Below are 23352 nucleotides of genomic sequence, written 5' to 3'. Positions count from 1 at the left end.
TTACTTTCGAATGAAAGTTATATTGACGTGTGTCAACTAACCGCGAGGTTTTGCCGTGCTACCTTTTATTCATGCTAATTATTCGTTTGAGGAAAGGTTATGGAACTCTATTTAGATACGTCTGATGTTGCCGCGGTAAAAGCGTTGGCGCGTGTTTTTCCGTTGGCAGGGGTGACCACTAACCCAAGCATTGTGGCGGCAGGTAAGCAGACGCTGGACGTATTACTGCCGCAACTGCAGGACGCAATGGGCGGGCAAGGGCGTCTGTTTGCTCAGGTAATGGCGACCACCGCCGAAGGGATGGTCAGCGATGCGCGTAAACTGCGGGCAATCATCACGGATATCGTGGTCAAAGTGCCGGTGACGGCAGAAGGTCTGGCGGCGATTAAATTGCTGAAAGAAGAGGGTATCCCGACGCTGGGGACTGCGGTTTACGGTGCTGCTCAGGGGCTTTTAGCTGCGCTGGCGGGGGCTGAATACGTAGCGCCATACGTTAACCGCGTGGATGCTCAGGGGGGAGACGGCATTCAGACGGTGACCGATCTACAGGCCTTATTGAAAATGCATGCCCCGCACGCCAAAGTGCTGGCAGCCAGTTTCAAAACGCCGCGTCAGGCGCTGGATTGCCTGCTGGTCGGCTGTGAGTCCATCACGCTGCCGCTGGATGTCGCTCAGCAGATGATTAGCTCTCCAGCTGTTGATGCTGCCGTGGCGAAGTTCGAGCACGACTGGCAGAGCGCATTTGGTCGTACGTCGATCTGATGTTGTTGCCGGGTGGCGCTAACGCTTACCCGGCCTACGTTCGAGCCGTTGTAGGTCGGGTAAGGCAAAGCCGTCACCCGACTTTTTTACCGACTACAGACCTCACACCCCGGATTACGCATCAGCTTCATTTCGCGAAACTGGCAGGTCATGGCATCGTACATGACGATTTTTCCAGACGCCGGTTTACCGTAGTTTGCCAGCAGCTTAATGGCTTCCATCGCCTGTAACGATCCGATCACACCGATCAGCGGAGCCATCACGCCAGCCTCTACGCAGGTCAGGGCGTTTTCACCGAACAGACGGCTCAGGCAACTGTAGCAGGGCTCGCCTTCCTGATACGTAAAGACGGTAATTTGTCCTTCCATGCGAATTGCCGCACCGGAAACCAGCGGAATCCTGGCGGCAAAGCATCCTGCATTCAGCTGATTGCGGATGCTGACGTTATCCGTACAGTCCAGCACCAAATCGTGTTCGGCGATAAGTGAGTGAATCTCACTATCGCCCAGCAGCGCATTCACTGGCGTAATGGCGATATAGGGGTTAATCCGCGCCAGGGCGTCGCGGGCGGAGAGCACTTTCGGCTGTCCAACGGTCGCATCGCTGTGCAGCGTCTGGCGCTGGAGATTCGACACGGAGACCGTGTCAAAGTCGAGCAGGGTTAAATGTCCGATGCCCGCGCCCGCCAGATACTGAGTTGCCGCGCATCCCAGCCCTCCCAGACCAACGATCAGTACCCGCGCCTCCTTGAGCGCTTCCTGACCTTCGAAATCGAAGCCGCGCAGAATGATTTGCCGGTTATAGCGCATCATCTCCTGGTCGCTGAGTTCTGCCATTACAGGCCTCCAAACAGGGCGTTAAACGGCTCGACCTCAACCCATTCTCCGGCTTCGACGTTACCACGGTCGCGTTCCAGCACGATAAAACAGTTGCCCAGGCTAAAGGAGCTAAAAATATGCGAGCCCTGATGTCCGGTAGTGGTGACTTCCAGTTCGCCTTCTGCGGTACGCTGTAATACACCGCGCTGAAAATCCAGACGGCCAGGCGTTTTCTTCAGGCGTGATGCGGTGCGCACGCGCTGGCGTGGCGGCAGTCCGCAGGCGGTGTTACCGCTGAGTTTCGCCAATAGCGGTTGGACCAGTTGATAAAAGGTGAGAGCCGCAGACACCGGATTACCCGGCAGGCCGCAAAACCAGCTGTTGCTCAGTTTGCCAAAGGCGAACGGTTTGCCCGGTTTGATGGCCAACTTCCAGAAGGCGATTTCTCCCAGCTCTTCCAGAATGGTTTTGGTGTAATCCGCTTCACCAACGGAAACACCACCAGAGCTGATAACGACGTCAGCCTGGCTGTCGGCTTCGATAAACGCGGCGCGCAGCGCGTTGGGATCGTCACGAATAATCCCTAAGTTGATCACCTCGCAGCCCAACTGCTGCAGCATCAGATGAACGGTCAGACGGTTAGTGTCATAAATCTGTCCGTCCCCCAGCGGCTGACCAGGTAATTGCAGTTCATCACCGGTAGAAAACAGCGCCACGCGGACTTTGCGCACAACGGGGACATCGGCAATACCGAGCGAAGCCAGCACGGGAAGCTCTGCGGTTGTCAGGCGAGTCCCGGCGGGAAATACCACCGCACCGTTTGCAATATCTTCACCGCGCAGACGAATATTTTGCCCGCTGCGGACGTCGGCGGTAAAACGCACACCATCGTCAGTTTGTTCCGTTTGTTCCTGCATCACTACCGCTTCGCAACCGGCAGGAACCGGGGCGCCGGTCATAATGCGGATGCAGGTCCCCGCAGGCCATTCACCATGGAAAGGCTGACCGGCAAAGGCTTTACCTGCAACGGAGAGCGGCTGGCCGGATTGCAGATCTGCTAATCGCACCGCATAGCCATCCATTGCCGAGTTATCGAATCCAGGGACATCAATGGGAGAGACGATATCGGTGGCCAGAATGCGGCCAAAGCATTGAACCAGCGGTAGCGTTTCGACGGCGGTGAGCGGGGTGATACGCGAAAGCATCTGAGAGAGAGCCGTTTCAAGCGGCATCAGTCCGGCGGTAAATTCCATGAGAAGACTCCTGCGAGGCAAAATCGAATCCGGTCATTATGTCAGAAAATGGACGCAGACAGTATGCCACCTCAGACTTAGGCGCGGGCCTTTACCTTTACATGACGTCTGCATCTTTCTATATTCAAAAATCGAATCAATAACTCACAGAAATTCTGATATTTATAACCCCGTTACCTGCCACCTTAATGGATGAAAAAAATGGGTAAAGCAGTCATTGCAATTCACGGCGGCGCTGGGGCAATAACCCGCGCAGAGCTAAGCCAGGAGCAGGAGTTGCGTTATATACAGGCGCTGTCAGATATTGTTGAAACCGGTCAACGAATGCTGGAAGCAGGCCGAAGCGCGCTGGATGTTGTCACTGAGGCCGTGCGCCTACTGGAAGAGTGCCCTCTGTTTAACGCCGGAATTGGCGCGGTGTATACCCGTGATGAAACCCATGAGCTGGACGCCTGCGTGATGGACGGTAATACGCTGAACGCAGGCGCCGTCGCCGGGGTAAGCCATCTGCGAAACCCGATTCTTGCGGCGCGCCTGGTGATGGAACACAGTCCCCACGTCATGATGATTGGCGAAGGGGCAGAAAATTTTGCCATTGCGCAGGGTATGGCGCGCGTTTCGGCGGATATTTTCTCGACGCCAGAACGCTATGCACAACTGCTGGCGGCGCAAGCGGTGGGTGAAACGGTGCTGGATCACAGCGCGACTCCGCTGGATGAAAACAACAAAATGGGTACCGTGGGTGCGGTTGCGCTGGATATGTTTGGCAATCTGGCGGCGGCAACATCGACCGGCGGAATGACCAACAAATTACCGGGGCGGGTGGGCGACAGTCCTTTGGTTGGCGCGGGTTGCTATGCCAACAATGCCAACGTTGCGGTTTCATGTACCGGAACCGGAGAAGTATTCATTCGCGCGCTGGCGGCCTATGACATTGCGGCGCTGATGGATTATGGCGGCCTGAGTCTGTCAGAGGCGTGCGAGCGCGTGGTGATGGAAAAGTTGCCGGCGCTGGGCGGCAGCGGTGGATTAATTGCTATCGATCATGAAGGGAATGTGGCTTTGCCGTTTAACAGCGAAGGTATGTACCGCGCATGGGGATACGCTGGTGATACGCCCACCACCGGTATTTATCGGGAAAAAGGAGATAGCGTTGCCACACAGTGATGAGCTTGATGTTAGTGACGTACTGGCCGTCAGCAACCTGAATATCGCCTTCGAACAAGAGCAGCAGCGTATCAGCGCCGTACGGAATCTGTCTTTTCGTCTGAAACGTGGAGAAACGCTGGCGATTGTTGGCGAATCCGGTTCCGGAAAATCGGTAACGGCCTTGTCGCTGATGCGTCTGATTGAACAGGCGGGCGGCGAGGTGAGCTGCGATGAAATGCTCCTTCGACGCCGCAATCGACAGGTTATTGAACTGGGTGAACAGAGCGCATCGCAGATGCGTCACGTACGCGGCGCGGATATCGCGATGATCTTCCAGGAGCCTATGACATCGCTTAATCCGGTGTTTACCGTGGGCGAGCAAATTGCCGAGTCTATCCGCTTGCACCAGGGGGCCAGTCACGAAGAGGCGATGGTAGAAGCGAAGCGAATGCTCGATCAGGTGCGCATCCCCGAGGCGAAGGCGATTTTATCGCGTTATCCACACCAGCTTTCCGGCGGTATGCGCCAGCGGGTGATGATCGCCATGGCACTGTCGTGTCGCCCTGCGGTTTTAATTGCTGATGAGCCGACAACCGCGCTGGATGTCACCATTCAGGCGCAGATCCTGCAACTGATAAAAGTGCTGCAGCAAGAGATGTCGATGGGCGTCATTTTTATCACCCACGATATGGGCGTGGTGGCAGATATCGCTGACCGGGTGCTGGTGATGTACCAGGGCGAAGCGGTCGAGACGGGCAGCGTTGAGCACATTTTTCATGCTCCGCAGCACCCTTACACTCAAGCGCTGTTGGCAGCCGTGCCGCAACTTGGGGAGATGCGCGGGCATGACCTTCCGCGACGCTTCCCGCTTATTTCTCTGCACGATCCTCATCATGTTGAACCTCAAACCGAGCAGGACACGGTGGTTGAGGGAGAGCCGATTCTGCGGGTTCGCAACCTGGTGACACGTTTCCCCCTGCGTAGCGGCATCCTTAATCGCGTGACCCGCGAGGTGCATGCGGTGGAAAACGTCAGTTTTGATCTCTGGCCTGGCGAAACGCTTTCACTGGTAGGCGAGTCGGGGTGCGGTAAATCAACGACCGGGCGGGCATTGTTGCGCCTGGTGGAGTCCCAGCGTGGGGAGATTTTCTTCAAGGGACAACGCATTGATACTCTGTCAGCCAGCAAGTTGCAGCCGCTGCGTCGGGATATCCAGTTTATCTTCCAGGACCCTTATGCGTCGCTCGATCCGCGCCAGACGGTGGGATATTCCATCTTAGAGCCACTGCGGGTGCACGGTTTGTTGCAAGGCGATGCAGCGACAAAACGGGTTGCATGGCTGCTGGAACGCGTAGGATTGCTCCCTGAGCATGCCTGGCGCTATCCGCATGAGTTTTCCGGTGGTCAGCGCCAGCGTATCTGCATTGCCCGGGCGTTGGCGCTCAATCCAAAAGTAATCATTGCCGATGAGTCCGTCTCGGCGCTGGATGTCTCGATTCGCGGGCAAATTATTAATCTGTTGCTCGACCTGCAGCGGGAAATGGGTATTGCGTACCTGTTTATTTCCCACGATATGGCGGTGGTGGAGCGGATCAGTCACCGTGTGGCGGTGATGTATCTTGGGCAAATCGTTGAGATTGGCACCCGACGGGCGGTGTTTGAAAATCCACAGCATCCCTACACCCGCAAACTGATGGCGGCAGTCCCGGTCGCTGATCCATCGCATCAAAGGCCACAGCGCGTGCTGTTGTCGGATGATATCCCCAGCAATATCCGCAAACGCGGTGAAGAAATTTCCCCCGTTTCACTACAGTTAGTTGGCCCGGGGCATTATGTTGCGCGTGGGCAACCAGAAAATGCGCTTTCGCGTTTATGACAGGCAGGCAGGGTTTAAGGAGAATAATATGACAAAAATTGTTGCTCGGAAATGGCTGGTTGCTCTGGGGGTCGCCTCTGCGCTGGCTGCATCCCCGTCCTGGGCTGCCAAAGATGTGGTGGTTGCGGTAGGGTCTAATTTCACCACGCTCGACCCTTATGATGCCAACGACACGTTGTCGCAGGCGGTAGCCAAGTCGTTTTACCAAGGGCTGTTCGGCCTTGATAAAGAGATGAAGCTGAAAAATGTGTTGGCGGAAAGCTATACCGTTTCTGATGATGGCCTGACGTACACCGTTAAACTACGACAGGGCGTGAAGTTTCAGGATGGGACTGATTTCAATGCGGCTGCGGTAAAAGCCAACCTTGATCGCGCCAGCAATCCGGAAAATCACCTTAAACGCTATAACCTGTATAAGAATATCGATAAAACCGAGGTTGTTGATCCCGCTACGGTGAAGATTACGCTGAAGCAGCCATTCTCTGCTTTTATCAATATTCTGGCGCATCCGGCTACGGCGATGATATCCCCGGCTGCGCTGGAGAAATACGGGAAAGAGATAGGTTTCCATCCGGTAGGGACGGGGCCGTATCAGCTTGAAACCTGGAATCAGACCGACTTTGTCAAAGTTAAGAAGTTCGCGGGCTACTGGCAGCAAGGGTTGCCAAAGCTTGATACGATTACCTGGCGTCCGGTAACGGACAACAACACGCGTGCGGCCATGCTACAGACCGGGGAAGCCCAGTTTGCCTTCCCGATCCCTTACGAGCAGGCGGCGTTACTGGCGAAGAACAAAAACCTGGAACTGGTCGCCAGCCCGTCTATTATGCAGCGTTATATCAGCATGAACGTCACGCAAAAACCGTTCGATAATCCGAAGGTGCGCGAGGCGTTAAATTATGCCATCAACCGTCAGGCGCTGGTGAAAGTGGCTTTTGCCGGTTACGCGACGCCGGCAACGGGCGTTCTTCCGCCATCGATAGCCTATGCGCAAAGCTACACGCCGTGGCCTTACGATCCGGCAAAGGCTCGCGAATTGCTGAAAGAAGCGGGTTATCCCAACGGCTTTACCACCACGCTGTGGTCATCCCATAACCACAGCACCGCGCAGAAAGTGCTGCAATTTACCCAGCAGCAGCTGGCGCAGGTGGGCGTGAAGGCTCAGGTTACGGCGATGGATGCCGGGCAGCGAGCCGCAGAAGTCGAGGGCAAGGCGCAGAAAGATAGCGGGGTACGGATGTTCTACACCGGCTGGTCGGCGTCTACGGGAGAAGCGGACTGGGCGCTGTCGCCGCTGTTTGCGTCACAGAACTGGCCGCCAACCTTGTTTAATACCGCGTTCTACAGTAACAAGCAGGTGGACAATGATTTAACGGCGGCATTGCAAACCAACGATCCGGCGCAAAAAGCGCAGTTGTACAAAGACGCGCAGGATATTATCTGGAAAGAGTCGCCGTGGATCCCGCTGGTGGTGGAGAAACTGATCTCGGCGCACAGTACGAATTTGACCGGATTCTGGATCATGCCCGACACCGGGTTTAGTTTTGATGACGCGGATTTGAAATAAGCTATTCATTCGGCCCTGCGTGGGTGGGGCCGGCGAAGGGAGTCTGATGCTCAACTATGTTTTTAAGCGCCTGCTGGGGTTGATTCCAACGCTGTTAATTGTGGCGGTGCTGGTGTTTTTATTTGTTCACTTGCTACCCGGCGATCCGGCGCGGCTTATTGCCGGGCCGGAGGCCGATGCAGAGGTGATTGAACTGGTGCGTACGCAGTTGGGCCTGGATCAGCCGCTGCACGTTCAGTTCTGGCATTACATGACCAACGTGTTGCAAGGCGACTTCGGGACCTCGATGGTTTCTCGTCGTCCGGTTGCCGACGAGATTGCCAGCCGTTTTATGCCGTCGCTGTGGCTGACCATTGCCAGCATGGCGTGGGCGGTGTTATTTGGCATGACGGCAGGGATCATTGCCGCCGTTTGGCGCAATCGCTGGCCGGACAGATTGAGTATGACGCTGGCAGTCACCGGGATCTCTTTCCCGGCCTTTGCGCTTGGCATGCTGTTAATGCAGATCTTTTCCGTTGAGTTGGGTTGGCTACCGACCGTAGGTGCAGATACCTGGTTACACTACATTCTCCCTTCAATTACGCTAGGGGCGGCGGTGGCCGCGGTACTCGCCCGTTTTACCCGAGCCTCGTTTGTCGATGTGCTTAGCGAGGACTATATGCGTACCGCGCGGGCCAAAGGAGTGAGTGAAACCTGGGTGGTATTAAAACATGGTTTGCGTAACGCGATGATCCCGGTGGTCACCATGATGGGGCTGCAGTTTGGCTTTTTGCTGGGTGGCTCGATTGTGGTTGAGAAGGTGTTCAACTGGCCTGGACTTGGGCGATTGTTGGTCGACTCAGTTGAAATGCGCGACTACCCGGTGATTCAGGCCGAAGTGCTGCTGTTTTCCCTGGAATTTATTCTTATCAACTTAGTGGTGGATGTGCTCTATGCCGCCATTAATCCGGCTATCAGGTACAAGTAAGGATGCGATTTTTTAACTGGCGCCGACAGGCGATTTTAAATGCGATGCCCCTCGTTAAGCCAGAGCAAATACGTACGCCGTGGCATGAGTTCTGGCGTCGTTTTCGTCGTCAACATGTTGCGATGATCGCGGGGTTATTTGTGCTGGCCCTGATCCTGGTGGCCATCTTTGCCCGTTGGCTGACGCCGTTTGATGCTGAAAATTACTTCGATTACGACCGGCTGAATGACGGGCCGTCGATGCTGCACTGGTTTGGCGTTGACTCGCTTGGGCGGGATATTTTTAGCCGCGTGCTGGTTGGTGCACAAATTTCGCTGGCGGCCGGAGTCTTTGCCGTCTTTATAGGCGCGGCGATTGGCACGGTACTGGGTCTGCTGGCTGGATATTACGAAGGCTGGTGGGATCGGCTGATTATGCGTATCTGTGACGTACTGTTCGCCTTTCCCGGCATTCTGCTGGCAATAGCCGTGGTCGCCGTGTTGGGCAGTGGGATTGCGAATGTGATTATTGCGGTTGCGGTGTTTTCCATTCCGGCTTTTGCGCGACTGGTTCGTGGCAATACGTTGGTTCTCAAGCAACAAACATTTATTGAGTCAGCACGCAGCATTGGTGCCAGTGACGCGACCATTATCTTTAACCATATTTTGCCGGGTACGGTCTCTTCAATCGTGGTTTTTTTCACCATGCGTATCGGGACGTCAATCATTTCTGCCGCCAGTCTGTCCTTCCTCGGTTTAGGCGCGCAGCCGCCGACGCCGGAATGGGGGGCCATGCTCAATGAAGCGCGGGCTGATATGGTGATCGCGCCGCACGTGGCGATTTTCCCGGCGGTGGCGATATTCCTGACGGTGCTGGCGTTTAACCTGCTGGGGGATGGGTTGCGCGACGCGCTGGATCCAAAAATTAAAGGGTGAACCGTAGGCCTGATAAGACGCTTCAGCGTCGCCATCAGGCATTGCCGGATGCGGCGTAAAGCCTTATCCGGCCTACGGTTGAGTTACGCTTATTAAACGCGCGTGCCCCACAGATCGTATTCATCTGCGTTTTCGACTTTCACGCGGAGGATATCGCCAGGCTTCACGTTGGTTTCGCCATTGAGGTACACCGCACCGTCGATTTCAGGGGCATCAGCCATACTGCGACCAATCGCGCCTTCTTCGTCAACTTCATCAACAATGACCAGAATCTCGCGGCCGACTTTCTCCTGCAAACGTTCAGCAGAGATCTGCTGCTGCAGCTGCATAAAGCGGTTCCAGCGTTCTTCTTTTACCTCTTCCGGGATTTGATCCGGCAGCTCATTGGCTCCCGCACCTTCTACCGGGCTGTATTTAAAGCAGCCGACGCGGTCCAGACGTGCTTCTTTCAGGAAGTCGAGCAGCATCTGGAAGTCTTCTTCGGTTTCGCCCGGGAAGCCAACAATAAACGTTGAACGCAGGGTCAGTTCAGGACAGATTTCACGCCACTGTTTAATACGTGCCAGCTGTCGGTCCACAGAACCCGGGCGTTTCATTAGTTTCAGAATACGTGGGCTGGCATGCTGCAGTGGGATATCCAGATACGGCAGGATTTTCCCTTCCGCCATCAGCGGGATCACATCATCTACGTGCGGATACGGGTAGACGTAGTGCAGGCGGGTCCAGATCCCCAGTTTTGACAACTGTTCGCACAGATCAACCATGCTGGTTTTGACCGGCTCACCGTTATGGAAACCGGTACGATGCTTCACATCCACACCGTAAGCAGAAGTATCCTGGGAGATCACCAGAATCTCTTTCACGCCCGCATCGACCAGACGTTTAGCCTCGCTGAGAACATCGCCAATCGGACGGCTCACCAGATCGCCACGCATCGACGGAATAATACAGAACGTGCAGCGGTGGTTACAGCCTTCAGATATCTTCAGATAGGCATAATGGCGCGGCGTCAGTTTGACGCCCTGCTCAGGAACCAGACTCAGGAACGGGTTGTGCTTTGGTTTGGGAACGTAGTGGTGAACGTGTTCCAGAACCTGCTCATAGCTATGCGGCCCGGTGATTTCCAGCACTTTCGGGTGGACTTCACGGATCTGATCGACTTTCGCGCCCAGACAACCGGTGACGATCACTTTGCCGTTTTCGTTCAGCGCTTCGCCAATTGCTTCCAGAGACTCCTGGACCGCGCTGTCGATAAAACCGCAGGTGTTAACGATGACCATATCCGCGTCGTCGTAGCTTGGCACGACATCATAGCCTTCGGTACGAAGTTCGGTCAGGATGCGTTCAGAATCGACAAGGTTTTTCGGGCAGCCGAGGGAGACAAAGCCGATTTTCGGCTGGTGGGTTACATTGCTCATAGCGTAAAAAGTGTTCAGTTATTGGAATATTCAGGGCAGGGATTCTACAGAGTTCTGAACAAAAATTGTATCGCAATCTCATACCATCAGCGGCCTGCCCGGCGCGGAATTAAAGATTATTTGTAAATTATGTTAATTTTAGGTGATGGATTGATCCTGAACACGACTTTGTTCAAAAATTAACCATACTATTAAGTTGCACCATAGTTGGAAAGAGGAGGAACAAAGTATGGTTGTTGACAGACTGAGAACCGATCTTCTCAACAAATTGATAAACGCCCGTATCGAACTTGCCGCTTATCTGCTGTTGAGAAAGGCGAAAGGCTACATGTCAGTCAGCGAGAGCGATCGTCTGCGTGATAATTTTTTTGCACTGAATCGCGAATTGCACGAGCAATCACAGCTTCACGGTATGCATCTTGATCAGGAAGAGTGGAATGCCTTTCATCGTGCTGAAGGGGCGTTAGCCGCCGCCGCTGTTTGTCTTATGAGTGGACACCATGATTGTCCAACGTTTATCGCCGTTAACGCAGAGAAACTGGAAAACTGCCTGACAACGCTGACGCTGAGTATCCAGAGCCTGGAATCTTACCCAACGCTGGAACACGTCTGAATCAGGGGGAGGGCGCTCCCCCTTTTCGTTAAGATTATGTAAATATGACGAGATAATTCCCCTTGCTGGCTACGCTTTATGCAGAGCCATTAAGGAGGTGTTATGCGTCGACTCTTGCTCTGTGCTATCCCCCTTGCGCTATTTTCCACTTATGCCGCCGCGGTAAAGGTGGAAGTGCTGCAAACCAAACTCGATCACCCGTGGTCACTGGCTTTTTTACCCGATAATCGCGGTATGCTCATTACGCTTAAAGGCGGCCAGCTTCGACTCTGGCAGCCTGGGAAGGGGCTTTCCGACCCGCTGACCGGCGTACCCAAAGTCTGGGCGAATGGTCAGGGGGGACTGCTTGATGTGGCGTTGGCACCGGATTTTGCTCAATCCCGCCGGGTGTGGCTAAGCTTCGCGGAAGCCGACCGCGAAGGCAAAGCGGGCACCGCGGTAGGCTACGGGCGATTGAGTGACGATCTCAAACACCTGCAAGGATTTCAGACCGTTTTTCGCCAACAGCCGAAGCTCTCTACCGGAAACCATTTTGGTGGACGTATGGTGTTTGATGGCAACGGCTATCTGTTTATTGGCCTTGGTGAGAATAACCAACGTTCAACAGCTCAGGATCTGGATAAGTTGCAGGGGAAGGTCGTACGGCTGACCGACGAGGGAAAAATTCCGCCGGATAATCCGTTTGTGAGTAAGACGGGAGCGCGGGCAGAGATTTGGTCGTATGGCATCCGCAACCCGCAGGGGATGGCGATGAACCCCTGGAGCGATACGCTGTGGCTCAATGAGCATGGCCCACGCGGTGGCGATGAAATCAATATCCCGGAGAAAGGGAAAAACTACGGCTGGCCGCTCGCGACCTGGGGCGTTAACTACAGTGGGCTTAAAATTCCTGAAGCAAAAGGCCAAATTGTTGCGGGTACGGAGCAGCCTGTCTTTTACTGGGAAAAATCACCTGCTGTCAGTGGGATGGCCTTTTATAACCACGATACGTTCCCACAGTGGCGACACAAGCTGTTTATTGGAGCGCTGAAAGAACAGGGGGTGATTGTGTTAAGCGTGAAAGGTAATACAGTGACGGAAGACGGGCGTATTTTGCATGACAGAGGGCAGCGAATCCGCGATGTGCGCGTCGGACCAGACGGTTATTTGTATGTATTAACCGACGAGTCCGACGGGGAATTGCTGAAAGTGAGTCCCTGACAGGATTAGCTGACCGGGATCATCACGACTTTCTGGAATGCCGGGCGCTCGGTGAGCTGTTGGTACCAACGTTCCAGGTGAGGGCGCGGCGTCCAGCTCAGGCCGACATTAAACAGGTTATAGATGAACGGTGCGACGGCGATATCGGCAGTGCCAAATTCAGCTCCGGAGAACCATGGCTGATCCGCCAGCGCGTTGTCCAGTATGGCAAACAGGTTATCGCAGACCTTAGCACCGGCCTCAATGGCCGCCATGTCGCGTTTCTCCGCCGGGGTTCTGACCAGACCAAATAAGATAACCCGATGTGCAGGGCTCAGCGTCTGGTTAGCCCAGTCCATCCATTTTTCGCCCTCGGCGCGTTTCGCCGGGGCGTCAACCCACAGTCGTTTTTGCCCGTACTGGGCCGCGAGGTAGCGGACAATGGTATTGGATTCCCACAGCAATACGTCTGTTTCGTCATCGCGTAGCAGTGGAACCAGCCCGTTAGGATTCATCGCCAGATAGTCTGCATCATGATTTACGCCATGCTGTCCGCCAGCCAGAATTTGGCTGTATGGCAGTTCCAGTTCTTCGAGTGTCCACAATACTTTTTTTACGTTGGTCGAATTATTGCGACCCCATAGTGTAATCATAGTAACCCCGCAAATTAATTGAGCAGCTTTATGGCTGCATTCTCTATTTGACTCGCTCACATGGTGGGGTAAACCTAATATTTACGCAACAAGGCGCAAAAAAATCGTGATGAGAGCAGCGCAGCGCTGCGTTATTGCATAAACTTTAAAAACTTTACCAACTTACGGTTTCTTTAAGCTCGTTAGTGCGTTATTACTCACCGCACTTATTTTACACGTCATCCATCAGAACTTTCTGTATGGTTGGCTGAGGCAACTTAGCCGGTTTTGTGTAAACACGGTGTGGTATGACGTGGTTTTTGGAATGGATACTCGGGTGGCATTTATGACGCAATACTTCTCTTCCCTACGCAGCCTTGCTGCAGGTTCAGCACTCTTAATCCTTTTTGCGCCGACCGTACAGGCGGCGGAACAACCAACGGCTCCGCCGAGCGTTGACGCACGTGCGTGGATCTTAATGGATTACGCCAGCGGCAAAGTGCTGGCGGAAGGTAATGCCGATGAGAAACTGGATCCCGCCAGTCTGACCAAGATTATGACCAGCTATGTGGTCGGTCAGGCGCTAAAAGCCGGGAAAATTAATCTGAATGACATGGTTACCGTCGGGAAAGATGCCTGGGCGACCGGGAATCCGGCTCTGCGCGGCTCTTCGGTCATGTTCCTCAAACCTGGCGATCAGGTTGCGGTGTCCGATCTAAACAAAGGCGTTATCATTCAGTCTGGTAACGATGCCTGTATCGCGCTGGCTGATTATGTTGCTGGCAGCCAGGAATCCTTTATCGGTCTGATGAACGGCTACGCGAAAAAACTGGGGCTGACCAACACCACTTTCCAGACGGTGCATGGCCTGGATGCGGCAGGACAGTTCAGTACCGCGCGTGATATGGCGCTGCTCGGGAAGGCATTAATCCACGATGTACCGGAAGAGTATGCTATCCACAAAGAGAAAGAATTCACCTTTAATAAAATCCGTCAGCCGAACCGTAACCGTCTGTTGTGGAGTACCAATCTGAACGTGGACGGTATGAAAACGGGTACTACCGCCGGTGCGGGGTACAACCTGGTGGCTTCCGCGACCCAGGGCGATATGCGCCTGATCTCCGTGGTGTTGGGGGCGAAAACTGACCGCATCCGTTTTAATGAGTCAGAAAAGCTGCTGACCTGGGGCTTCCGTTTCTTTGAAACCGTCACGCCAATCAAGCCGGATGCCACTTTCGTGACCCAGCGCGTCTGGTTTGGTGATAAGAGCGAAGTGAATTTGGGCGCAGGGGAAGGCGGCTCAGTGACCATCCCGCGTGGTCAGCTCAAAAACCTGAAGGCCAGCTTTACCCTGACCGAACCCCAGTTAACTGCGCCGCTGAAGAAAGGCCAGGTTGTGGGGACTATCGACTTCCAGTTGAACGGGAAATCCATCGAGCAGCGCCCGTTGATGGTGATGGAAGATGTGGAAGAGGGCGGTTTCTTTAGCCGCATGTGGGATTTTGTGATGATGAAATTCCACCAGTGGTTTGGCGGCTGGTTCTCTTAATCACACCGATTGCCGGATGACGCTATCGCCATCCGGCATTATCTCTTAATACATCAGCTTTATACGTTGCGCTTTAGCGTACTCAACAAACTCATCATCAGGGCGGCTGTCGCTGATGATGGTATCAAAGCGTTTTACTTCCCCCATCCTCGCCGGACGCACCTTACCAAATTTGCTGTGATCGACCACCAGAACGTGATGCTGCGCCATCGACATCGCCCAATGTTTCACCGGCAGCTCTTCCAGGTTAAAACAAGTCGCGCCTTTCTCAATATGAACGCCTGCCGCGGAATAAAAAGCGATATCCGGGCACAGGTTGTTTAGCGTTTCCTGGAAATCAAGCGGTTTAAAAATGGCGTTGCTGGCATGGAATTCGCCACCACACAGAATGACGCGGCACTGCGGTTTTTCCTGCAGCACCAGAAATGTATTTAGTGAGTAGCAGATTGCGGTAAAAGGCAATTCATTGTCGATAGCTTCAATGATCCACGGCGTTGTTGTTCCGCAGTCGAAGAAAACGGTCTGATGCGCCTGGACGAGGCTGGCTGCCTGCTGCGCTGCCCGGCGTTTTTCATCAACCAGGCGGGATTTTTGATCGCTGATTAAATAGTGGCTGGCGCTACGGGGTTCCAGAACAATATAGCCCCCAAGCAATACGACCGGGGCCGTGTTATTATTCAGATCGCGACGAATGGTCATTTCTGATACACCCAGCAGTGTCGCGGCTTCTTTAAGGTGTAATTTATCGCAGCGTTTTAGCGCCTGCAGTAATTGACCAATACGCTCGTCGCGTCGAGTTTCCATAGTTCCCCTGGAGAGTAGAATACGTGCTCAGTTTCGCGCTTAATACTACTCTCTTTACCGTGGGTTAGTCACGTACCCAGCCTTTACGAATAGGCAGGGCGAAGCAAGTGCGATAGCAGGTCTGCAAACCGTGGTACAGGGTTGTGCCGAATCGTTGCCAGATCATCTGGGCGCTTAGGCAGCCGATCAGACCTGCCAGTAACCCCCCCAGCATATCCAGCGGCCAGTGTACGCCAAGGTAAACCCGCGACCAGGCAATCGCCACGGCAACGACCATCAGCAGCGCTCCGGACCACAGGCGGTGCCAGAACAGGAAGGCCAACGCAAAGGTAAAGATAACCGTACCGTGGTCGCTCGGGAAAGAGTCATCTGCAGCATGGTGCAGGAAGTTGTAGCCGATATGATTGACGAATGGCCGGTCGTGAGGGAATAAATGTCCCATGAGCCATGAAATGGTCAGGCCGACTGCCAGCGCAATCGCCATTTTTATGACCAACTGGCGCTGGATGGTCACATGGTTTTTCGGCCCCCAAAGCCAGAGAATGATCGCCAGTAGCGGTACGATGCTAATCAGATCTTTGGCAATAAAAATGGCGAGCGAGATCGTCCATTGCGCAGAGTCCGGCGTGGCGTTGATCAGGTAAAAAAGCGAGTTGTTCAGATTTTCCAGCATAACATCCAGACTCAATGTAATCGTTAAAAAGGCCCATATTGGGGATCATAAAATTGCTTTCAGGCGATAAAAAGCGGTCTTGTCCTATTTGTCTGTTAACTGACTCTTTTTAAGACAATTAATGAGGCTTATTGAGCATGATAGCGGTCTCAACTTAAATTAACCTTAAAACAAAAAGCTATCGTGCAATTGAGTGTAAAAATGTGCGCATTTTGCTTTCAAATCACATAATTCACTATCACCACTACCGCGCATTTATTACACTTTGCGCGTTTTTTCATTTGTTAAGAGATTGCATGCAGAACCGTTTATCTTCAGGCGCCCGCTTGGGGCGTCAGGCATTACTTTTCCCTCTCTGTCTGGTGCTTTACGAATTCTCTACATATATCGGTAACGATATGATCCAACCCGGAATGTTGGCGGTGGTGGAGCAATATCAGGCCGGTTTAGATTGGGTTCCAACCTCCATGACCGCCTATTTGGCTGGCGGCATGTTTTTACAGTGGTTGTTAGGGCCGCTGTCGGACCGTGTTGGTCGTCGTCCGGTGATGTTAACCGGCGTGCTCTGGTTCATTGTGACCTGTCTTGCGACCCTGCTTGCGCAGAATATTGAGCAGTTTACATTCTTGCGTTTTTTACAGGGGATTAGCCTGTGCTTTATTGGTGCGGTAGGTTACGCCGCAATTCAGGAGTCCTTTGAAGAAGCGGTGTGCATTAAAATCACTGCGCTAATGGCAAACGTAGCATTGATTGCACCGCTTTTGGGGCCGTTGGTTGGGGCCGCCTGGGTACATGTTCTGCCGTGGGAAGGCATGTTTGTTCTGTTTGCCGCGCTGGCTGCAATCGCCTTTTTTGGCCTGCAGCGCGCGATGCCGGAAACGGCTACCCGACTGGGCGAGAAGCTTTCCATCAAAGAGTTGGGCAAAGATTATAAGCTGGTGCTAAAGAATGTGCGTTTTGTCGCAGGCGCACTGGCATTGGGCTTTGTCAGTCTGCCATTGCTGGCGTGGATTGCGCAGTCCCCGATCATTATTATCAGTGGCGAACATCTCAGCAGCTACGAATATGGCCTGCTGCAGGTGCCGATTTTTGGCGCACTGATTGCCGGTAACCTGGTGCTGGCGCGTCTGACATCACGTCGCACGGTGCGCTCGCTGATTATCATGGGGGGCTGGCCAATCTCTGTGGGATTGATCATTGCCGCCGCAGCCACGGTTTTTTCTTCTCATGCGTATCTGTGGATGACGGCAGGTTTAAGTCTTTATGCGTTTGGCATTGGTGTGGCGAATGCCGGGTTGGTGCGCCTGACGCTGTTTGCCAGTGAAATGAGCAAAGGGACAGTTTCAGCAGCAATGGGTATGCTGCAAATGTTGATATTTACCGTCGGTATTGAGCTGAGCAAACATGCTTATCTGCTGGGTGGCAACGGCTTGTTCAGTCTGTTTAATCTGGCCAGCGGTGTGCTGTGGCTGATTCTGATGGTTATCTTCCTGAAAGATAAACGGGTTGGGGATTCCCGGGAAGGCTAAAGCCCGGTTGCCCGGGCCTGGTAGAAACTTAGTGGTGATCGTCAATCTGATGTTCGATGATCATGCCTTCACCGACGCTGGCAACATGACGCGCATACGGATGTGCGCGGTAAACAGGGGCTGGAGTGGCTGCCGGAGCAACATACACCGTTTGTGGCGCGGTAGTCACACTGACAGCCTGCGGAACGCTGACGGAAGAGGGCACGATCACCACTTTATAACCGCTTGGTACATCAACGGTAACGCTTTGTGCAAATACTGACCCTGCAAACCCCAGCAACACTGTTGCCATCAGTACACTTTTTTTCATAATTTGCTCACCTGAAATATTCACTGGAAGTAATAATCCAGCGGGTTAATTTGAGGCGGATTATGAATATATCATGCTGTCCTTTTGTTGCCGTCTGTGCTGATGCGTTAACGGGTAAAGGGCGCCTCATTTTTTAGTACGCGATCTATAACATTCAGCACGCCTTCTTCGTTATTCGAACCCGCACGATATTTTGCTGCCAGAACAACAGGTTCGTGAGCGTTGGCCATTGCGAAGCTAAATCCAGCCTGGCGTAGCATCTCAATATCATTTCCGCCATCGCCAAACACGACAACCTCATCGTCGGTAATATTCCAGCGTTGTTGCAGCAGGCGTAGACCGTTGGCTTTATGAACACCAGGAATAATTAAATCGATACTGCCGTATCCGGTATGCACCGGTACCATAATGCCGCCAATCGCCTCATGAAGATCTGCCTGTACCTGGGGAATGCGATCGTCGGAGATATTCAGGCCAAATTTGAAGAATACATCGTTGATGTTGTCGAAGTTATCGACAAACTCAAGACGGTGATAATACATGGCAGAGATGGATTTATGCTCATCGCTGTACTGCTTCAGGGTGTAGGCGCTGCTTTTACCGCAGGCGATAATATCAATGTCCGTGCGGGTCAGCAGATGCTCCACGATGGTCTGGAAATCGTCTTTTGCCAGTTCACCGTTAAAAATATCTTCCCCTTCGCTGACCACCCAGCCACCGTTTTCCGCCACAAATGAGATTTCGTCGGCCAGTTCGGGGAAAAAAGAGATCAACTGGTAATACTGATTGCCGCTGGCGACCACAAAACGGATCCCTTGTGCTTTCATTTGACGGTACTGCGCCATAAACCGCTCACGATTATAGGTTTTTTGGTCGCTTAAAAATGTGCCGTCCATGTCGACCGCAATTAACTTAATAGCCATTAGCCGTTCTCCATCACAGTGGTATTTTTGACATCCGGTTTAGCCACAGCCTTCGCTACGGTGGCTGCGACAAGCACCAGCGCCAGCACAACCAACATGGCGCTGCGTAGGCCGTAGTGTTCACCAAGGTACCCCAGCAGCGGCGGTCCAACCAGGAACGCCAGATAGCCGGTGGTTGCGACAACGCTGACGCGCGTTGGCGCATCGGGGCCGGTGTCGCTGGCAGCCGAAATGGTCAGTGGGAAGCCGAGCGACGCGCCGAGTCCCCACAGAATAACGGAAACTCCGGCTACCCATGTGCTGTCGACAAAAATGATCAGGCTGATACCGAGTGCGCCCATCAGCGCACTGGCGCGTACCACTGTCACACGGCTGTAGCGGTCGATGAACCAGCCGCCGGTGAAGCGCCCGACGGTCATACCGAGCGTAAAGCCGGCATAAATCAGCGATCCAGATGTCGGGCTAAATCCATGCCCATCAACCATCAGTAATGGAAGCCAGTCGTTGGCAGAACCTTCAGCAAATGCCATTGCGAGCACCACGACGCCAATCAGCAATAACTGGATATCGCGATAGAATGGCAAGCCTTTTTCGCTGGAGTGAGAGCCGTCAGCGGCATTTTTACCCGTGCCGTCAGGAATCGCCTTGATGGCGATGAAGATAGGGGTGAGAGCTACCAGCGCCGCCAGCAGAATATGCGCGGTTGCCGGGACGCTGAAGGCGGTAAGCATCATCCCGACGCCTGCGCCCGCCAGCGTTCCCAGGCTGTAAAAACCATGCATCATCGGCAGCACGGTTTTATTCATTTCGCGCTCAACCGCTGCGCCTTCGACGTTGATGGCCACTTCAGCCGCGCCAAAACTGGCGCCAAACACGCACAGACCAAACGCAAACAGCCAGGCGGAATGCAGCCATAATGCGAGGCTGAGAATTGTCATTCCCAGAACCGCGCATGACATGGTGGCGCGGATGACGTTTCGCGTGCCAAATCGTTTCACCAGCCAGGCCGAACAAAGAATGCCACTCATCGAGCCAATTGAGAGTCCAAACAGCACCGCGCCCATTTCAGCGGTGGAAATAGAGAGGATATCTCGGATGGCAGGGGTACGCGTCGCCCAGGAAGCCATTAATAATCCTGGTAAAAAGAAGAACGTGAAAAGCGCCCACATACGGCGTCTTAAGGCTTTGCGTGATGAGATGCCAGTCATGAATTCGAGCCAAAGAAAAGAGGGAAGAAGACAACATTAGCAAGGTTGTGTACATTTGTACACAAATGCAAGAAGAGGTAATGCAGTGCGACGCGCGAACGACCCACAACGACGGGATAAAATAGTCCAGGCCACGCTGGATGCGGTTAAAATCCATGGTATTCATGGGGTTACACACCGGAAAATCGCCATGATTGCCGAGGTGCCGCTGGGCTCAATGACCTATTACTTTTCGGGAATAGATGAGCTTTTAATGGAGGCATTCGAGCGTTTTACTGACACCATGTCTGTGCAATATCAGGCATTTTTTGCCGGTGTTGAAAATGCGCCACAGGCCTGCCATGCCATTACCGATATGATCTATAGCTCCCAGGTCACGACGCCTGGCAATATGGAACTCATGTACCAATTGTATGCGTTTGCCAGTCGTAAACCGGCGTTAAAGACGGTTATGCAAAACTGGATGTTACGCAGTCAGCAGACGCTGGAGCAGTGGTTCGAACCGATTACCGCGCGGGCGCTGGATGCGTTTATCGAGGGGATGACGCTGCATTTTGTCACGGACAAAAAACCGCTGCAGCGAGAAGATATCTTGCTGATGGTGGCGCGTATTGCCGGGCTGCCACGTTCTTGAGCTGTATCAATAAGGTTTGTCGAGGCGGGTAATCACCTGACGTAAAAAATCGATGACTTTTCCAGCCTCGGTGGTCAGCGGTTGGTGTGTTGCTTTAACGGTGCCGACATCCATGTAAGTAATAAAATCATCAATCGTTCTGCGCATAACGCGCAGTCCGTCCAGTGACCACGGGCGATATACCAGATCGGATAAAATGGTGATCCCTCGGCCTTTGGCAACCAGGCTGCGTACCGCCTCAAAAGAGTTGCTGCGAAAGCAGATGTTGGGTACGTAGCCACGCTGTTGCCAGTACTCTGTGATGACGTCAGGATACTTGTCGGTTTCCAGCAGTAAAAACGGCAACTTGCCAACATCTTTCAACCGGATAGCGGACTGGCTCTGTAGCGGATGTCCGATCGACGTCCACAGACGTCGCTGGGAGCGAATAAAGGTTTCGATATCCAGATCGGCGTCGTGGCTGATGTTTGAGGTAAGCAGCAGACAAAAATCGACCTGTTTGTCCCGCAGTGCCTGTATTAATTCTGGCGCTGTGGCTTCATGAAAAACGATCTCAAGAAGAGGAAAACGGCGTTCAATGTCGCCAAGAATATCAGGTATCAGATAAGCGGAGAGCGTTTCTGCGACGCCGATACGCACCATTCCGGTAAGGATATCACTTGTATCTTGCAGGGAATCAATCGCAACGCGACTGCTGTTGATAATGTTACAGGCATGATTCAGAAAGCGCTCACCCTCGACGGTAAGCTTGACCCCTTTGGGATAGCGCACAAAAAGCTGTACGTTTAGCGCTTCTTCCAGGTTGCGCATGGCAATGGTCATTGATGACTGGGAGATATGACAACGCGCTGCAGCTTTGGAAATTTGTAACGTTTCTGTAAGTGCAATGTAAAATTCCAGTTGCCTGAGCGTAAATTTCATAGTTTTAATCTATCCACCTGGATAAAAAGGTTATATTAGCATTCATTCTGACGCCGCCGTAGCCTTGTTGTAATACAGAGAATGTGACAACAAGGCGGATAACATGCCCTATATTTTACTCAGTCTGGCAGCCTGTTTTTGGGGCGGGAACTATGTGGTTGGCCATATATTGGTCGCTGATGTTAATCCTATCGTTTTATCAGCAGCACGCTGGATTTTTACTGCTCTGGTGTTAATGACGCTTTATTTTCGCCAGGTCGCAGAACAGTGGCCAATGATGAAAAAATCCTTTGGCACTATCGCATTCCTGGCGCTTTGTGGTCAGGTTCTTTTTCCGTTGACCTTGTACATTGGCCTGCAATACACGTCATCATTGAATGCCGCAATTTATATGTCGACGACGCCCGCGATAGTATTACTTATTAATAAGCTCTTTTTTAAAGAGCTTATTTCCACGCGCAATATTGCCGGAGTGATCCTCAGTACCCTTGGTGTTATCTGGCTGGTGTCACAGGGAGATCTGAAACATGCGCAGGTGCTTAATCATCTGAATCAGGGCGATCTCTGGACTATGGGTTCAGCGCTCAGTTGGGCGGTCTATTGTGCTTTTCTGCGGATTAAACCGCGAGCGGTGAAGGGAAACGCATTTGTTGCCGTCAGTGCACTATTGGGTGCTATCGCGCTTATTCCTGTTCTGGGCTTTGAACTGATGCGCAATGGCATGCCTGACTGGCATCATTATGCAAATTATGAGGTCATAACCGGATTAGCCTATCTGATTATTTTCCCTTCCTGGTTTTCATACTTACTGTGGAACAAAGGCATTAGCGCCATTGGTGCCACGCGCGGTGAAATCTATTCGCATTTGATTCCACTGAGTGGAGGGTTCTTCAGCGTAGTATTTTTAAACGTCACGCTGCATTCATATCATTTGGTAAGCGCGCTGGTTATCGTCTGCGGTATTACGCTGTGTTCTCGCTCGACAAAATACAATGCGGCGCAGCAGCCTTCGGTGTGAAAAGGTCGAAATCAGCCGACGATGTGTCCGAGGTGTTCTGGTATTGCCATAGGCGCTGCGGGAGCGACAACGGTAAGAATAAAGCCCGCACGATTGCCGCTCATGTGTGGCGTTACGGCTTTTGCGATATTGAACTGTGTCGAGAGGAAAGGGGTGATACCGCTCATAAAACCGGAGAGGGATAATGCCTCGATGCGCTTGCCCTGCTCATGCATAAAACCGGTCGCGTTGACCACCACATCTATTCCACCGGTTTGCTGGATAAGGCGAGTAACTTGTTTTGATGCGTCGTGTTCGTCGAGAACATCGGTAATAAAAGTTTCGACTGCGCCACCCGCCGTTCTGATGCTGCTGGCGGTCCAATCCAGCTTTTCCTGACGGCGCGCGCCCAGATACACATGGGCACCTTCGCGCGCCATAGTATGCGCAACTGCACTACCAATAGCGCCGCTGCCACCGAAGATCACCGTGACTTTGCCTGCGAGTAACATAGCAACCCCCCATCACCATTTAGCACCGAGTAAAAGTATGTGCCATAACCGGCATGCTGCAAATTTGGGGAGGAATTTCGGGGGGGGAGCTAAAATCCAGGCAACAAAAAACCCATTTATGTAAATGGGTTAATTAAAACAACG

Annotated in this window: 22 protein-coding genes and 1 pseudogene; 12 read left to right on the top strand and 11 right to left on the bottom strand. The window is 53.0% G+C overall.

Annotated elements, in window-relative coordinates; all coding sequences use genetic code 11:
* Positions 1 to 99: 99 nt before the first annotated feature.
* A complete protein-coding gene (gene fsa, locus I6L54_RS17745; RefSeq protein ID WP_005123650.1) occupies positions 100 to 762 on the top strand; it encodes a fructose-6-phosphate aldolase in 663 nt (220 codons plus the stop codon).
* An 86-nt stretch (positions 763 to 848) separates the two neighbouring features.
* On the opposite strand, the gene moeB is transcribed toward fsa, so the two are convergent.
* A complete protein-coding gene (gene moeB / locus I6L54_RS17740; RefSeq protein ID WP_040230448.1) occupies positions 849 to 1598 on the bottom strand; it encodes a molybdopterin-synthase adenylyltransferase MoeB in 750 nt (249 codons plus the stop codon).
* On the bottom strand, positions 1598 to 2833 hold the full coding sequence (moeA, locus tag I6L54_RS17735) for a molybdopterin molybdotransferase MoeA (RefSeq protein WP_005123648.1): 1236 nt from the start codon (positions 2831 to 2833) through the stop codon (positions 1598 to 1600). The genes moeB and moeA overlap by 1 nt, the downstream gene beginning before the upstream one ends.
* Before the next feature lie 201 nt (positions 2834 to 3034).
* On the opposite strand from moeA, the gene iaaA reads away from it, so the two are divergent.
* Genes iaaA through gsiD form a run of 5 tightly spaced genes read left to right on the top strand, consistent with a single transcriptional unit; the run spans position 3035 to position 9306 of the window.
* Positions 3035 to 4000 carry a beta-aspartyl-peptidase gene (iaaA, locus tag I6L54_RS17730; RefSeq protein ID WP_005123646.1) on the top strand — a complete coding sequence of 322 codons (966 nt, stop codon included), beginning with the start codon at positions 3035 to 3037 and terminating at the stop codon, positions 3998 to 4000.
* On the top strand, positions 3987 to 5858 hold the full coding sequence (gene gsiA, locus I6L54_RS17725; RefSeq protein WP_040230450.1) for a glutathione ABC transporter ATP-binding protein GsiA: 1872 nt from the start codon (positions 3987 to 3989) through the stop codon (positions 5856 to 5858). Before iaaA ends, gsiA begins: the two co-directional genes overlap by 14 nt.
* Before the next feature lie 28 nt (positions 5859 to 5886).
* Positions 5887 to 7425 carry a glutathione ABC transporter substrate-binding protein GsiB gene (gsiB, locus tag I6L54_RS17720; protein WP_005123644.1) on the top strand — a complete coding sequence of 513 codons (1539 nt, stop codon included), beginning with the start codon at positions 5887 to 5889 and terminating at the stop codon, positions 7423 to 7425.
* A 46-nt stretch (positions 7426 to 7471) separates the two neighbouring features.
* Positions 7472 to 8392 (top strand): glutathione ABC transporter permease GsiC, encoded by a 921-nt coding sequence (gsiC, locus tag I6L54_RS17715; protein ID WP_005123643.1) that lies wholly within the window; start codon positions 7472 to 7474, stop codon positions 8390 to 8392.
* A 2-nt stretch (positions 8393 to 8394) separates the two neighbouring features.
* Positions 8395 to 9306: a glutathione ABC transporter permease GsiD gene (gene gsiD, locus I6L54_RS17710; protein WP_005123642.1), complete on the top strand. Its 912-nt coding sequence runs from the start codon at positions 8395 to 8397 to the stop codon at positions 9304 to 9306.
* A gap of 92 nt (positions 9307 to 9398) precedes the next feature.
* On the opposite strand, the gene rimO is transcribed toward gsiD, so the two are convergent.
* On the bottom strand, positions 9399 to 10724 hold the full coding sequence (gene rimO / locus I6L54_RS17705) for a 30S ribosomal protein S12 methylthiotransferase RimO (protein WP_040230451.1): 1326 nt from the start codon (positions 10722 to 10724) through the stop codon (positions 9399 to 9401).
* Positions 10725 to 10953: 229 nt separating this feature from the next.
* On the opposite strand from rimO, the gene bssR reads away from it, so the two are divergent.
* Together bssR and I6L54_RS17695 are read left to right on the top strand one after the other, a co-directional pair.
* On the top strand, positions 10954 to 11337 hold the full coding sequence (gene bssR / locus I6L54_RS17700; protein ID WP_040230452.1) for a biofilm formation regulator BssR: 384 nt from the start codon (positions 10954 to 10956) through the stop codon (positions 11335 to 11337).
* Positions 11338 to 11439: 102 nt separating this feature from the next.
* Positions 11440 to 12537, top strand: a complete 1098-nt coding sequence (locus tag I6L54_RS17695; protein WP_040230453.1) for a PQQ-dependent sugar dehydrogenase — start codon at positions 11440 to 11442, stop codon at positions 12535 to 12537.
* A gap of 5 nt (positions 12538 to 12542) precedes the next feature.
* Here the strand turns inward: I6L54_RS17695 and I6L54_RS17690 are convergent, their stop codons facing one another.
* On the bottom strand, positions 12543 to 13169 hold the full coding sequence (locus I6L54_RS17690; RefSeq protein WP_040230455.1) for a glutathione S-transferase family protein: 627 nt from the start codon (positions 13167 to 13169) through the stop codon (positions 12543 to 12545).
* A 325-nt stretch (positions 13170 to 13494) separates the two neighbouring features.
* Between I6L54_RS17690 and dacC the strand changes: the two genes are divergently transcribed.
* Positions 13495 to 14697, top strand: a complete 1203-nt coding sequence (gene dacC / locus I6L54_RS17685; RefSeq protein ID WP_005123632.1) for a serine-type D-Ala-D-Ala carboxypeptidase — start codon at positions 13495 to 13497, stop codon at positions 14695 to 14697.
* Positions 14698 to 14742: 45 nt separating this feature from the next.
* Here dacC and deoR read toward each other — a convergent pair whose 3' ends face one another.
* Together deoR and ybjG are read right to left on the bottom strand one after the other, a co-directional pair.
* Positions 14743 to 15501, bottom strand: coding sequence for a DNA-binding transcriptional repressor DeoR (gene deoR / locus I6L54_RS17680; RefSeq protein WP_005123630.1), 759 nt, complete (start codon positions 15499 to 15501; stop codon positions 14743 to 14745).
* A 64-nt stretch (positions 15502 to 15565) separates the two neighbouring features.
* Complete coding sequence (ybjG, locus tag I6L54_RS17675) at positions 15566 to 16174, bottom strand: undecaprenyl-diphosphate phosphatase (protein WP_005123628.1); 609 nt, start codon at positions 16172 to 16174, stop codon at positions 15566 to 15568.
* A 296-nt stretch (positions 16175 to 16470) separates the two neighbouring features.
* Here ybjG and I6L54_RS17670 point away from each other — a divergent pair, with 296 nt between their 5' ends.
* On the top strand, positions 16471 to 17703 hold the full coding sequence (locus I6L54_RS17670; protein ID WP_040230458.1) for an MFS transporter: 1233 nt from the start codon (positions 16471 to 16473) through the stop codon (positions 17701 to 17703).
* Between the two features lie 28 nt (positions 17704 to 17731).
* Here I6L54_RS17670 and I6L54_RS17665 read toward each other — a convergent pair whose 3' ends face one another.
* The 3 genes from I6L54_RS17665 to I6L54_RS17655 form a co-directional block, all read right to left on the bottom strand.
* A complete protein-coding gene (locus tag I6L54_RS17665; RefSeq protein ID WP_040230459.1) occupies positions 17732 to 18013 on the bottom strand; it encodes a hypothetical protein in 282 nt (93 codons plus the stop codon).
* Positions 18014 to 18120: 107 nt separating this feature from the next.
* Complete coding sequence (locus I6L54_RS17660) at positions 18121 to 18936, bottom strand: Cof-type HAD-IIB family hydrolase (RefSeq protein ID WP_040230460.1); 816 nt, start codon at positions 18934 to 18936, stop codon at positions 18121 to 18123.
* A complete protein-coding gene (locus tag I6L54_RS17655) occupies positions 18936 to 20144 on the bottom strand; it encodes an MFS transporter (RefSeq protein ID WP_040230461.1) in 1209 nt (402 codons plus the stop codon). Before I6L54_RS17655 ends, I6L54_RS17660 begins: the two co-directional genes overlap by 1 nt.
* A gap of 85 nt (positions 20145 to 20229) precedes the next feature.
* Between I6L54_RS17655 and I6L54_RS17650 the strand changes: the two genes are divergently transcribed.
* The gene (locus tag I6L54_RS17650; RefSeq protein ID WP_040230462.1) at positions 20230 to 20778 is read left to right on the top strand and encodes a TetR/AcrR family transcriptional regulator; all 549 of its coding nucleotides are present in this window, start codon (positions 20230 to 20232) and stop codon (positions 20776 to 20778) included.
* A 6-nt stretch (positions 20779 to 20784) separates the two neighbouring features.
* Here I6L54_RS17650 and I6L54_RS17645 read toward each other — a convergent pair whose 3' ends face one another.
* On the bottom strand, positions 20785 to 21699 hold the full coding sequence (locus I6L54_RS17645) for a LysR family transcriptional regulator (protein ID WP_040230463.1): 915 nt from the start codon (positions 21697 to 21699) through the stop codon (positions 20785 to 20787).
* Positions 21700 to 21802: 103 nt separating this feature from the next.
* Here I6L54_RS17645 and I6L54_RS17640 point away from each other — a divergent pair, with 103 nt between their 5' ends.
* Entirely contained in the window at positions 21803 to 22717 is a 915-nt protein-coding gene (locus I6L54_RS17640; protein ID WP_040230464.1) for a DMT family transporter, read from the top strand.
* Positions 22718 to 22731: 14 nt separating this feature from the next.
* Here I6L54_RS17640 and I6L54_RS17635 read toward each other — a convergent pair.
* Positions 22732 to 23208 (bottom strand): annotated as a pseudogene (locus I6L54_RS17635) (SDR family NAD(P)-dependent oxidoreductase); the annotation flags it as partial.
* Between the last annotated feature and the right edge of the window lie 144 nt (positions 23209 to 23352).

This window comes from Citrobacter pasteurii, from assembly GCF_019047765.1.
Lineage (GTDB): Bacteria > Pseudomonadota > Gammaproteobacteria > Enterobacterales > Enterobacteriaceae > Citrobacter > Citrobacter pasteurii.
This window is presented reverse-complemented; position numbering and strand designations above follow the sequence as displayed.

Bases quoted from the DNA above. Each gene is read 5' to 3' on its own strand.
- fsa (WP_005123650.1), top strand. From the start codon at position 100: ATGGAACTCTATTTAGATACGTCTGATGTTGCCGCGGTAAAAGCGTTG.
- moeB (WP_040230448.1), bottom strand. From the start codon at position 1,598: ATGGCAGAACTCAGCGACCAGGAGATGATGCGCTATAACCGGCAAATC.
- moeA (WP_005123648.1), bottom strand. From the start codon at position 2,833: ATGGAATTTACCGCCGGACTGATGCCGCTTGAAACGGCTCTCTCTCAG.
- iaaA (WP_005123646.1), top strand. From the start codon at position 3,035: ATGGGTAAAGCAGTCATTGCAATTCACGGCGGCGCTGGGGCAATAACC.
- gsiB (WP_005123644.1), top strand. From the start codon at position 5,887: ATGACAAAAATTGTTGCTCGGAAATGGCTGGTTGCTCTGGGGGTCGCC.
- gsiC (WP_005123643.1), top strand. From the start codon at position 7,472: ATGCTCAACTATGTTTTTAAGCGCCTGCTGGGGTTGATTCCAACGCTG.
- gsiD (WP_005123642.1), top strand. From the start codon at position 8,395: ATGCGATTTTTTAACTGGCGCCGACAGGCGATTTTAAATGCGATGCCC.
- rimO (WP_040230451.1), bottom strand. From the start codon at position 10,724: ATGAGCAATGTAACCCACCAGCCGAAAATCGGCTTTGTCTCCCTCGGC.
- bssR (WP_040230452.1), top strand. From the start codon at position 10,954: ATGGTTGTTGACAGACTGAGAACCGATCTTCTCAACAAATTGATAAAC.
- I6L54_RS17695 (WP_040230453.1), top strand. From the start codon at position 11,440: ATGCGTCGACTCTTGCTCTGTGCTATCCCCCTTGCGCTATTTTCCACT.
- I6L54_RS17690 (WP_040230455.1), bottom strand. From the start codon at position 13,169: ATGATTACACTATGGGGTCGCAATAATTCGACCAACGTAAAAAAAGTA.
- dacC (WP_005123632.1), top strand. From the start codon at position 13,495: ATGACGCAATACTTCTCTTCCCTACGCAGCCTTGCTGCAGGTTCAGCA.
- deoR (WP_005123630.1), bottom strand. From the start codon at position 15,501: ATGGAAACTCGACGCGACGAGCGTATTGGTCAATTACTGCAGGCGCTA.
- ybjG (WP_005123628.1), bottom strand. From the start codon at position 16,174: ATGCTGGAAAATCTGAACAACTCGCTTTTTTACCTGATCAACGCCACG.
- I6L54_RS17670 (WP_040230458.1), top strand. From the start codon at position 16,471: ATGCAGAACCGTTTATCTTCAGGCGCCCGCTTGGGGCGTCAGGCATTA.
- I6L54_RS17665 (WP_040230459.1), bottom strand. From the start codon at position 18,013: ATGAAAAAAAGTGTACTGATGGCAACAGTGTTGCTGGGGTTTGCAGGG.
- I6L54_RS17660 (WP_040230460.1), bottom strand. From the start codon at position 18,936: ATGGCTATTAAGTTAATTGCGGTCGACATGGACGGCACATTTTTAAGC.
- I6L54_RS17655 (WP_040230461.1), bottom strand. From the start codon at position 20,144: ATGACTGGCATCTCATCACGCAAAGCCTTAAGACGCCGTATGTGGGCG.
- I6L54_RS17645 (WP_040230463.1), bottom strand. From the start codon at position 21,699: ATGAAATTTACGCTCAGGCAACTGGAATTTTACATTGCACTTACAGAA.
- I6L54_RS17640 (WP_040230464.1), top strand. From the start codon at position 21,803: ATGCCCTATATTTTACTCAGTCTGGCAGCCTGTTTTTGGGGCGGGAAC.